The sequence below is a fragment of the Gluconacetobacter sp. genome (assembly GCF_047721585.1).
Lineage (GTDB): Bacteria > Pseudomonadota > Alphaproteobacteria > Acetobacterales > Acetobacteraceae > Gluconacetobacter > Gluconacetobacter dulcium.
Genome location: NZ_JBDNXE010000126.1, coordinates 1 through 10644, shown reverse-complemented (window position 1 = coordinate 10644; position 10644 = coordinate 1). Strand labels below are relative to the sequence as shown.

Here is a 10644-nt window from a genome sequence, read left to right as displayed (position 1 = left end):
TTTTGCTGGTCGGGGCGCCCCGCCGCGCCAGCACCGGGCAGATCCTGCGGGCCGCCGAACGGGAATTCGGCCGCGACGGCTACAAGGGGGCCAGCATGGCCGGCATCGCCGCCGCGGCCGGCCTGCCCAAGGCCAACATCCATTATTATTTCGGCACCAAGGAGGACCTGTACCGCGCGGTGCTGGAAAACATTCTGGACAACTGGCTGGGCGACGCAACGGTCTGGATTCACGCCGACGCCACACCCCGCGCGGCGCTGGAAGGCTATATCCGCTCGAAAATCGCCTTCTCGCGCGACCGGCCCGACGCCTCGCGCATCTTCGCGCACGAAGTCCTGCAAGGCGCGCCGAACATCCAGAATTACTTCAACACGTCTCTGCGCGACTACGCCCAGACGCTGGAGGACGTCTTCAGCATCTGGCAGCGAACCGGACAGATGCGCCCCATAAACGGCGCGCATTTCCTGTTCTGCATCTGGGCAATGACCCAGACCTATGCCGACATGAGCGCCCAGGTCTGCACGGTGCTGCGCAAGCCCGCTCTCGCCGAGCAGGATTACAACGACGCCGCCAACACGATCATCACGCTGATTCTAAACGGGATAGAAATGACCTGATATCCGTCCTACGCTTGCATCCGGTGCTCCCCCTCCATCCGTTCCCGCACCCGCATTCACGGTATCGCACCGGTCATCCATTTATCTGACGACACGATCCGCCCCACACCGTCACACCGGCCCGCGCGGGCAAGGCCAGGCCCGCCGGCAACACGGCGCGGATCGCATTGCAGGAGAGCAGACATGATCAGTTCGGGCGTCCTTCAGGCCGGCGGCAACATCACGGTGGACGGCACGGCACTGTGGGCCGACATCCTGGAAACCGCGCGGATCGGCGGCACCCCCAAGGGCGGCATCCGGCGCCTGACCCTGACGGAGGAAGACCGCCAGGTACGCGCATGGTTCGCCGCCGCCTGCACATCCCTGGGCTGCACCGTCACCCACGATTCGATGGGCAACCAGTTCGCCCGCCGCCCCGGCCGCGACGCCGGCCTGCCGCCGATCACGATGGGCAGCCATCTCGACACCCAGCCGACCGGCGGCAAGTTCGACGGTATCGTGGGCGTGCTGGGCGGCCTGGCCGTGCTGCGCGCCCTGCACGCATCGGGCCACGAGACCCGCCACCCGATCGAACTGATCAACTGGACGAACGAGGAAGGCTCGCGCTTCGCCCCCGCCATGCTCGCCTCCGGCGTCTTCGCCGGCGTGTTCACCGAGCAGGAAGCCCTGGACAAGACCGACCGCGACGGCATCCGCTTCGGCGACGCGCTGGCGGCCATCGGCTATCGCGGCGCGTCACCCTGCGGCCAGCATCCGGTCGCCGCCTATTTCGAACTGCATATCGAACAAGGCCCGATCCTGGAAGCCGAGGAGAAAACCATCGGCATCGTCACCGGCGTGCAGGGCATGCGCTGGTACGAAGTCACGCTGACCGGGCGCGATTCACACGCCGGCACCACCCCCATGCCCATGCGCGCCGACGCCCTGCTGGCGGCGGCCCGGATCATCGAGGCCGTCAGCACGGTCGCCCTGGCCCATGGGCCGGATGCGGTCGGCACGGTCGGATTGCTGGAAAACCGCCCCAACAGCCGCAACGTCGTCCCCGGCGAAGTCTTCTTCACCATCGACCTGCGCCACCCCGACGACGCGGTAGTGATGGCGATGGAAACCGACCTGCGCGAACGGATCGAGCAGATCGTCACCGACGCCGGAATCGCCCTGGCGATGGAGCGGGTGTGGGACTCGCCGGCCGTGCATTTCGACCCCGCCTGCATCGCCTCGGTCCGCACGGCCACCGAATCCTTCGGCTATCCGGCACGCGATATCGTCTCGGGCGCCGGGCATGACGCCGCCTACATGGCCCGCGTCGCCCCCACGACCATGATCTTCGTCCCCTGCGCGGGCGGCCTCAGCCACAACGAGGCGGAAAGCGCCGAGCCGGGCGATGTCGCGGCCGGCGCCAACGTGCTGCTGCGCGCGGTGCTGGACGCCGACGCAAGACTGAATCCCTAACCATCCCTAACCATATAGTGAGCGGCAACCGGGCAAAAAATCATCTAGCCCGGCGACGCCGCGTGTTCCATCCTGCGATGGTTGCGGGGCCGTGATGGTTATCTCCAGGCCGGACGGGCTCGCATGTTCGATCTCAGGAGCCTTCCGCGATGCCGCCGACCAATCACGATGCGTTCTGGATGCCGTTCACGGCCAACCGGCAATTCCGCCGGACGCCGCGCATGCTGGTTGCGGCAGACGGCATGTATTACACGTCCGAGGACGGGCGGAAGGTTCTCGACGGCTGCGCCGGCCTATGGTGCGTGAATGCGGGCCATAACCGCCCCCGCATCACCGAGGCGGTCCAGAAGACCATCGCCACGCTGGATTTCGCGCCGACCTTCCAGATGGGCCACCCGCTGGCCTTCCAGGCAGCCGACCGGATCGCCGCCCTGGCGCCGGGCGACCTGAATCACGTCTTCTTCTGCAATTCGGGGTCCGAGGCCGCCGATACCGCGCTGAAGATCGCCATCGCCTATCACCGCGTGCGCGGCGACGGCGCCCGCACCCGCCTGATCGGGCGCGAACGCGGCTATCACGGCGTGGGGTTCGGCGGCATTTCCGTCGGCGGCATCTCCGGCAACCGCAAGCTGTACGGCGCGCTGCTGACCGGCGTCGATCACCTGCCCCACACGCTGGACCTGGAGCGCAACGCCTTCACCAAGGGCCTCCCGGCCTACGGCGCGGAACTGGCCGACAATCTGGAACGCATCGTCACCCTGCACGACCCCTCGACCATCGCCGCCGTCATGGTGGAACCCATGGCCGGATCGACCGGCGTGCTGCCGCCCCCCGTCGGCTACCTGAAGCGCCTGCGCGAGATCTGCGACAAATACGGCATCCTGCTGATCTTCGACGAGGTCATCACCGGTTTCGGCCGCATGGGCGGCACGCCCTTCGCGTCCGAGAAATTCGGCGTGCTGCCCGACATCCTCACCTGCGCGAAGGGCATCACCAACGGCACCATCCCGATGGGCGCCGCGATCGCGCGCGATCATGTGTACGAAGCGTTCATGAACGGCCCCGAAACCGGGATCGAACTGCCGCACGGCTACACCTATTCCGGCCATCCGGTCGCCTGCGCCGCCTCGCTCGCAACCCTCGACACCTACGCCGAGGAAAACCTGTTCGAGCGCGCGGGCGACATCGCCCCCTATTTCGAGGAAGCCGCCCACGCCCTGCGCGGCCTGCCCCACGTCATCGACATCCGCAATGTCGGCCTGGTCGCGGGGATCGAACTCAGCCCCCGCCCCGGCGCGCCGGGCGCGCGGGCGTACGAGATTTTCGACCGCGCGTTCCACCAGGGCGTGCTGGTCCGCTACACCGGCGATGTCATCGCCATCTCCCCGCCGCTGATCATCCAGAAATCCGAGATCGACCAACTGTTCGGCACGCTGGCCGACATTCTCCGCACGGTCGAGTAGAAGATAAAGGGCACGCATGGCAGACACCACGCCCGCCGGCTACGATCCGGGCCTGTACAACGCCGACCTGGCACCGGTCCCGCCCGCGCGGCGGGACTGGACATGGCTGAACATGGCCACGGTCTGGATGGGCATGGTCCACAATATCGTGGTCTACGAGGCCGCGGCGGGGCTGATGGCCCTGGGTTTCTCGGCATGGGAATGCCTCCAGGTCGTCGCGGTCGCCTATGTCGTCCTGTTCCTGGCGATGTGGTTCAACGCGCGCGCGGGCACACGGTACGGCATTCCGTTCTGCGTGCTGATCCGTTCCGCCTTCGGCCCGTCCGGCGCGCAGGTTCCGGTCCTGCTGCGCGGCTTCTGCGCCATCTTCTGGTTCTCGGTGCAATCCTACGCCGCCGCCCAGGCCGTCGATGCCATCCTCTCGACCCTGATCGGCGGCTGGCGCGCGCTCCATCCGTCGTTCCTGGGCATGCAGGCGCATATGTGGCTGGCCATGGCGCTGATCTGGGCCCTGCATGCCTGGATCGCCGGCCACGGCGTGCATCGCATCCGCAATTTCGAGCTGGTCGCCGGCCCGCTGGTCATCGCCATCGGTCTGCTGGCCACCATCTGGGCGCTCAGGGTCGGCCACGGGCCGGGGCCGTTGTTCGCGCAGCCGTCGCGCCTGCATGGCGGCGCGTTCTGGTCCGCCTTCGCGCTGGGCGTCACCGGCATGATCGGCATCTGGGCGACCTTCGCCGTCAACATTCCCGACCTCTCGCGCTTCGTCCGCTCCGAGCGCGACCAGGTGATCGGCCAGGCCATCGGCCTGCCGGTCACGGCCCTGGTCTTCACCCCGATGGGCATCATCACCACCTCGGCCACCATGATCCTGTTCGGCCGGCCGATCTGGAACCCGGTCGAACTGCTGCTGACATTGAATCACCCCGTGATCACGGTGCTGGGCGGGGCCACACTGGTGCTGGCCACCCTGTCGGTCAATGTCGTGGCCAACATCATGCCCGCCGCCTACGACCTGATGAACCTGATGCCACGCCGGCTGAATTTCGACCGTGCGTCCTCCCTGGTGCTGGTGCTGGGCGTCTTCTTCGTGCCCTGGATGTGGTTCGACGACGCGGCGAGCATCTATCAGGTGCTGAACGTGGTCGGCGGCCTGCTGGGGCCGGTCACCGGGATCATGCTGGCCGATTTCTACCTGGTGCGCCGCCAGATGCTGGACATACCGGCCCTTTATCGCCGGGGCGACCATTATGACGGACGCAACGGCTGGAATCCCCCGGCACTGGTCGCCTTCGCGGCCGGCGGCGCACTGGCCTCCGCCGGCCAGTTCCTGCCGGCCCTGTCCGGGATCAGCGCCTTCTCATGGTTCGTCGGCGTCGCGGCCGGCGCCGGGATCTATCTGGCCCTCTCCCCGCGCCACCTTCCCGAGCCGGTGAACCAGAGCATATCGCCGTCGGGCGCCTGATTCCGCCTAACGGGCCGAACGACCCTCACTGCGGATAGGCGGAATCCCGCAGCACGCGCCCAGGCTCGAAATGCGCGATCCTGCACGCATGATCCTGCAATTCCTCGCCCGACGCGCGGTCGCCCGACACCGGCTTGACCATATCGTCCAGCAGGATGAAACCGGGCCGCCCACCGGGCCACACCGTCCCCACCACCACCAGCGTATGCCCGCCCATCTCGCGCGCCGGATCGGCCAGCGAGGCCGCCAGCCGCCGGAACGGATAGGCGCCATCCAGCTCCTGCCCGTCGATCCGCGTGGCGCGGTAGCGATGCCCCGCCAACGTCAGCGGCGTCCAGCCGGCGCCGATCTGCGGCCGCGCCCAATGCAGCGCCACGCGGATCTCGGGCGCCAGGCAATCGACGTGGATATGCAACTGGTTCTGCGAACGGCCACGCTGCGAATTGATCGCGAGCGCCACCGCCTCGCGCGGCATGGTATGGCCCAGCCCCGCCAGCACGCGGCCGACCTGGTGCCACGCCGCACCGAAATAATCCGGCGCGGTCGGGCTCAGGATCGCGGGGTCTTCCATTCCGGTGACCCGATCGGTCGGAATCAGCAGATACTGCGTCGCACCGTCACGGTCCTTCAGGACCGCATAGCCATGGACGAGGTCGACGGCGGCACACGGCGCGGGTGTATTCTCGCCCAGTTCGTCGGGCACGCACCGCCCATGCACGATCTTCCACAGCACATCCGGATCATGGTCGGGTTTGGGCGGACCATTGGCCCGCGCGGTCGCCAGCAACACCCCCGCCGCCATCAGCGCGGGAAGACACCACCCCAGTACCCGAGGCTTCATGCCGTGCCGGCCTCCTCGATCCGCGCGGGCAGCGCGAATGCTTCGGCCAGCCGGTCCAGCCGGCGCCGCACGCTTTCACCGCGCACCACGCCACGCCCCTGCGCCAGATGCAGGGTCACTTCCCCGGCCGAACGCTTGATCCATGTCCCGTCGAGCAGTTCCTCGGTCCCGCCGCACACCGTATAGGCCAGCCGCAGCACCAGCCCCAGGACGAGCGCGCGCTGGAAATCCTCGGCCGTCAGCAGCAAGCGCGACGGTTGCAGGAAATCATGGCCCAGTTCGGCCTCATAGCGCACCGCCAGCGTCAGGGCGACGAAGGCGCGGGCCTGATGATCGAACCCGACGCCCTGCATCCGCAGCACCCGCAGATAGGTCTGCTCGGCCCGGTATTCAGGATGATCGTACGACCCGATATCCGACAGCAGGCACGCCGCCCGGCGCAGCCGGCGCTGCGGCGTGCTCTCATCGCCAAAGAGCGGGGCCGTCCAGTTCATCAACTGGTCCGGCAGGGTCTCGCTGCGCCCAAGACGGCGGCACATCTCGCGCGCCACGGCTTCCTGCGGGTCCAGCGCCGCGACCGACGCCGCGACCCGGCGCATGTACCACCCCTCGCGCAGCCCATCGACGCAGAAGACCACGCTCGATGGCTGCAACCGGCGCAGCAGACGGCGCAGCACGATGGCGGCGAAGGGCACATCCTCCAGCCGCTTGCGCGGCGCGCCGGGCACCCGCTCCAACGCGCGTCGCGGCGTGTTGACGACCCAGTCGGTCATGTCCCGCGCCCCCTCGCCCGACAGGGTGAAGAGATGCACGATATTCAGCGGATAATTGGTCCGGGCGATCTGCAACCGCGCCAGCGCGCGGAAAGCGCCCCCCACCAGATAGAGCGGCCGCCCCACCACATCGTCCAGCCAGCCGACCTGCGCGATGTCGGCATCGGCAATAGTCCGCGCCTTCTGCAAATCCCCCTCGGCACGGTCGTTCAGCCGGATCACCCCCAGCCGCAGGGTGCAGGCATCCAGCTTCCGCCCGGCGGAAAGGCGGATCAGTTCCAGCGACCCGCCGCCGATATCGGCCACCAGCCCATCGGCCTCCGGCAGCCCGCACAGCACGCCGGTCGCCGAATAATCGGCCTCTTCCTCACCCGAAAGCACGCGGATCGGCACGCCGGGCATCCGCGCGCGCAGGGCGGCGACGAATTCCGGGCCATTGGTCGCATCGCGCACGGCGGCGGTGGCCAGGATCTCGAACGGGTCGGCATCCATGCCCCGCGCGATGGCATGGAACCGGTCCATGACCTGCATCGCCAGGCCCACGCCCTCCTCGTTCAGCCGCCCGGTGGCATTCAGCCCCCGCCCCAGACGCAGCACCGCCTTTTCGTTGAAGATGGGAATCGGATTCCGCGAAATACCGTCAAAGACGACCAGCCGGACGGAATTGGACCCCAGATCGACAACGGCCGAACGGCGATGCGGAACCCGGATCATCGGGCCAGGCACATGCGAACGGCGACCGACGGAAGCTGCGTCATGCTGAAACCTTCACTGGAACCTTCACTGAAACCCTCAATCATCGAGTATCCGGTCCTGATGCCGCGGCAACGGCGTGCTGACCCGGACGGCACTGTCCTGCGCGGCAGTCCCCCGCCCGGACAGCGAAGGATTGGTCATGAAATAATCATGGGCCGAAAACGGCCGGGCACCGGGTTCGAGCCGCCGCCACACGCCGTTCTGCTGCAACACCCAGGATTGCAGATTGTCTTTCAGGTCCGTGACCATGATCTGGTCCAGGACCTGTGCGTGCACCGTCGGGTCGCGCATCGGTACCATGCTTTCCACCCGCCAGTCCATGTTCCGCACCATCCAGTCGGCGGAAGAAATATAGACCTTGGCATAACGCGACGGCAGCCGATGTCCGTCGCCGAAGGCGAAGATCCGGGAATGTTCCAGAAAGCGCCCCACGATCGACTTGACGCGGATATTCTCCGAAAGCCCCGCCACCCCCGGCCGCAGGCAGCAGATACCGCGCACAACGGCCATGATCCGCACCCCGGCGCAGGAGGCACGATACAGGCGGTCGATCAGGTCCGGATCGACCAGCGAATTCATCTTCAGCCAGATCTGCCCCGGCCGCCCGGCGCGCACATGCTCGATCTCGGCCTGGATCAGCTCTTCCAGCGTGCGGCGGATCGTCACCGGCGAGAAGGCGATGGCCTCCATCCGCGCCGGCATGGCATAGCCGGTCATGTAATTGAACAGCCGCGCCGAATCCCGCGCCAGTTCCGGGTCACAGGTAAAGAACGAGAGGTCGGTATAAATCCGCGCCGTGATCGGATGATAGTTCCCGGTGCCGAAATGGGCATAGGACCGCAGCGTCCCGCCCTCGCGCCGCACGACCAGACTGAGCTTGGCATGGGTCTTCAGGTCCGCGAAGCCGAACACCACCTGCGCCCCGGCCGCCTCCAGCGCGCGGGCAAGGCGGATATTGGCTTCCTCGTCGAAACGGGCGCGCAGTTCCACCATCGCGGTGACCGATTTCCCGGCCTCGGCCGCCTCGATCAGCGCCTTGACGATCGGGCTGTCGCGCGAGGTCCGATACAGCGTCTGCTTGATCGCGACGACCGCCGGGTCCTGGGCCGCCTGCCGCAGGAACTGCACCACCACGTCGAAACTCTCGAACGGATGATGGACGATCATGTCCTTCGCGCGGATGGCGGCAAAGCAGTCGCCCCCGAAATCGATCACCCGCTCGGGAAAGCGCGGCGTATAGGGCGGAAACAGCAGTTCGGGCCGATCGTCCACGATCAGTTGTTTCAGGTCCACCACCCCGATCAGCCCCGGCTGGATCTCGATCTCGTCGGGCGGCACGTCCAGGTCGGTCGCCACCGCCTGCCCCAGATCGGGCGGCATGCGGGAATCGATATCCAGATGGATCACCACCCCCCGGCGCCGGCGCTTCAGCGCGCTTTCGTAGGAGCGGACCAGATCCTCGGCCTCGTCCTCGAATTCCACGTCGGTGTCGCGGATCACCCGCAGCACGCCCCAGTCGCCCGCCACCATGCCGGGGAACAGCCGGTCGATGCACAGCGCGATCATGTTTTCCAGCATGATGAACCGGGCGACGCCGGGCGGCGACAGGCTGGCCGGCAGGCGGATGAAGCGGTCGATCTGGGCCGGCAGCAGGATCATCGCGCTCATGACGAAGCGCCCGCTCTCCTTGCTCATCAGCCGCAGCGAGAGGGCCAGACCCATATGCGGAATGAACGGCAGAGGATGCGCGGGGTCGATCGCCAGCGGCGTCAGAACGGGAAAGACCCGGTCCATGAAGCAGCTATCCAGCCATTCGCGGTCGGCGTCGGTAATATGGTCCAGGCCGCAGACAACGACTCCGGCGTCGGCCAGCAGGCCGCGCAGATCCTTCCAGATCCGCTGCTGCTCGCGCAGCAGGCGCGCGGTGCGGGTGCGCACGGCCGCAAGCTGCTGCGCCGGGGTCAGCCCGTCGGGCGACATGCTCAGCAGCCCTTCGCGCACCTGCCCCACCAGGCCGGCCACGCGCACCGAATAGAATTCGTCCAGATTCCCCGCGCTGATCGACAGGAAACGCAGCCGCTCCAGCAGCGGATTGCGCGGATTATCCGCCTCGTCGACCACCCGCTGGTTGAAATCGAGCCACGACAATTCGCGATTGATGAACCGGGCTGGGCAATGCAGGTCGATCGGCGGTGGCGGCGGTGTCTGCACGGGTGGCGCCAACCGCCGCCGCGTCGCCGGCGCGGCCACGCGCTTGCCGGTCGTCCGTCCGGATGTCCGGCGCGCGGGCGTTTTCCCCGTCGGTCTGGTCAATCCACTCTCCTGCCACAAATCCGCCTTCGTCCGTCAAACTAGGCGGAACCACCTGTCCTGCCAACGCGGTAGTATATGAAGTTTTCCTAGCGGACAGGCAGATCGGCCAGCCGCTCGGCCGGGATCTCGCCTTGGTCCAGCAGGTCATGCAGCGCCGACACCGCCAGCGCGCGGGTCACGCGCCGCCCCGCCGCCAGCCCGGCCTGATCCAGCCGGATCGCGGCATCGCGAATGGCCGAGGCGGTGCGCGGCAGGCGGCGCAGCAGCCATTCCGTCACCGGCTGGCTGACCACGATCTGCCGGTCCGCCAGATGGCGTAGCAGCAGAATCCGCAACAGCGCATCTTCGGGCTGGCGCAGTTCGATCGCCATCGTCGCACGCAGCCTGCTGGCCAGGTCCGGCAGGTCAACCGGCCAGCGCGCGGGCGCCAGCCGCGCCGCCATCACCAGCGCAATCCGCTGTTCGCGCGCCGCGTTCAGCAGATGCAGGATCGCCTGCTGATCCGCCGCATGGTCCGCATCATCCACCGCCACGGCGCGAAAGGTCTCCGCCGGCCCGTCGAGCAGTTCCCCCAGCATCGCGCGCGTCACATCGGGGCCACGCAGCAGCACGGCCCCCTGCTCCCGCGCCCAGATTTCCAGCAGGTGCGTCTTGCCGGCACCGGCCGCGCCCCACAGCGCCAGCCTGTGCTCGGGCCACGGATTCACCCCCAGCAGCCACGCCCGCGCGGCGTTGTTCGACCCAGCGGCGACGAAATCGGCGCGGGCGAAGCGGCTGCGATGCCCAAAGGGCAAGGCAAGCTGGTCCACGCCGCCCGCCGGCACCTGTTCGCCCGGATTCTGCACCGCCTGTTCAACCACTGCTTTGCGTGCCGCCTTCGCCTGCCGTAAAGGAACCCAGAGCGTTTACCCTACCTCGCCCCATTCTTCGACCCCCGCCGTTCACGAAGGCCCTGCATATGACC

Annotated in this window: 8 protein-coding genes; 4 read left to right on the top strand and 4 right to left on the bottom strand. The window is 67.6% G+C overall.

The features are described from left to right. The 4 genes from ABF821_RS17260 to ABF821_RS17245 form a co-directional block, all read left to right on the top strand. The coding region (locus ABF821_RS17260; protein WP_415530937.1) for a TetR family transcriptional regulator C-terminal domain-containing protein at positions 1-617 on the top strand (617 nt) is incomplete at its 5' end. Between the two features lie 183 nt (positions 618-800). Then, the gene (locus ABF821_RS17255) at positions 801-2069 is read left to right on the top strand and encodes a Zn-dependent hydrolase (protein ID WP_415530936.1); all 1269 of its coding nucleotides are present in this window, start codon (positions 801-803) and stop codon (positions 2067-2069) included. A gap of 149 nt (positions 2070-2218) precedes the next feature. Continuing rightward, the gene (locus ABF821_RS17250) at positions 2219-3532 is read left to right on the top strand and encodes an aspartate aminotransferase family protein (RefSeq protein WP_415530934.1); all 1314 of its coding nucleotides are present in this window, start codon (positions 2219-2221) and stop codon (positions 3530-3532) included. 16 nt (positions 3533-3548) lie between these two features. Next, on the top strand, positions 3549-4997 hold the full coding sequence (locus ABF821_RS17245; RefSeq protein WP_415530933.1) for an NCS1 family nucleobase:cation symporter-1: 1449 nt from the start codon (positions 3549-3551) through the stop codon (positions 4995-4997). A 25-nt stretch (positions 4998-5022) separates the two neighbouring features. Here the strand turns inward: ABF821_RS17245 and ABF821_RS17240 are convergent, their stop codons facing one another. From ABF821_RS17240 to ABF821_RS17225, 4 genes are all read right to left on the bottom strand, one after another. After that, the gene (locus tag ABF821_RS17240) at positions 5023-5838 is read right to left on the bottom strand and encodes a CDP-diacylglycerol diphosphatase (protein WP_415530932.1); all 816 of its coding nucleotides are present in this window, start codon (positions 5836-5838) and stop codon (positions 5023-5025) included. Next, the gene (locus tag ABF821_RS17235; protein ID WP_415530931.1) at positions 5835-7325 is read right to left on the bottom strand and encodes a Ppx/GppA family phosphatase; all 1491 of its coding nucleotides are present in this window, start codon (positions 7323-7325) and stop codon (positions 5835-5837) included. The genes ABF821_RS17240 and ABF821_RS17235 overlap by 4 nt, the downstream gene beginning before the upstream one ends. A gap of 78 nt (positions 7326-7403) precedes the next feature. After that, complete coding sequence (locus ABF821_RS17230; protein ID WP_415530938.1) at positions 7404-9578, bottom strand: RNA degradosome polyphosphate kinase; 2175 nt, start codon at positions 9576-9578, stop codon at positions 7404-7406. A gap of 188 nt (positions 9579-9766) precedes the next feature. Further along, positions 9767-10540 (bottom strand): chromosomal replication initiator DnaA, encoded by a 774-nt coding sequence (locus ABF821_RS17225; protein ID WP_415530929.1) that lies wholly within the window; start codon positions 10538-10540, stop codon positions 9767-9769. Positions 10541-10644: the final 104 nt, after the last annotated feature.

Coding starts and splice junctions, on each gene's coding strand:
- ABF821_RS17235 (WP_415530931.1), bottom strand. CDS start 7,325: ATGATCCGGGTTCCGCATCGCCGTTCGGCCGTTGTCGATCTGGGGTCC.
- ABF821_RS17255 (WP_415530936.1), top strand. CDS start 801: ATGATCAGTTCGGGCGTCCTTCAGGCCGGCGGCAACATCACGGTGGAC.
- ABF821_RS17240 (WP_415530932.1), bottom strand. CDS start 5,838: ATGAAGCCTCGGGTACTGGGGTGGTGTCTTCCCGCGCTGATGGCGGCG.
- ABF821_RS17245 (WP_415530933.1), top strand. CDS start 3,549: ATGGCAGACACCACGCCCGCCGGCTACGATCCGGGCCTGTACAACGCC.
- ABF821_RS17250 (WP_415530934.1), top strand. CDS start 2,219: ATGCCGCCGACCAATCACGATGCGTTCTGGATGCCGTTCACGGCCAAC.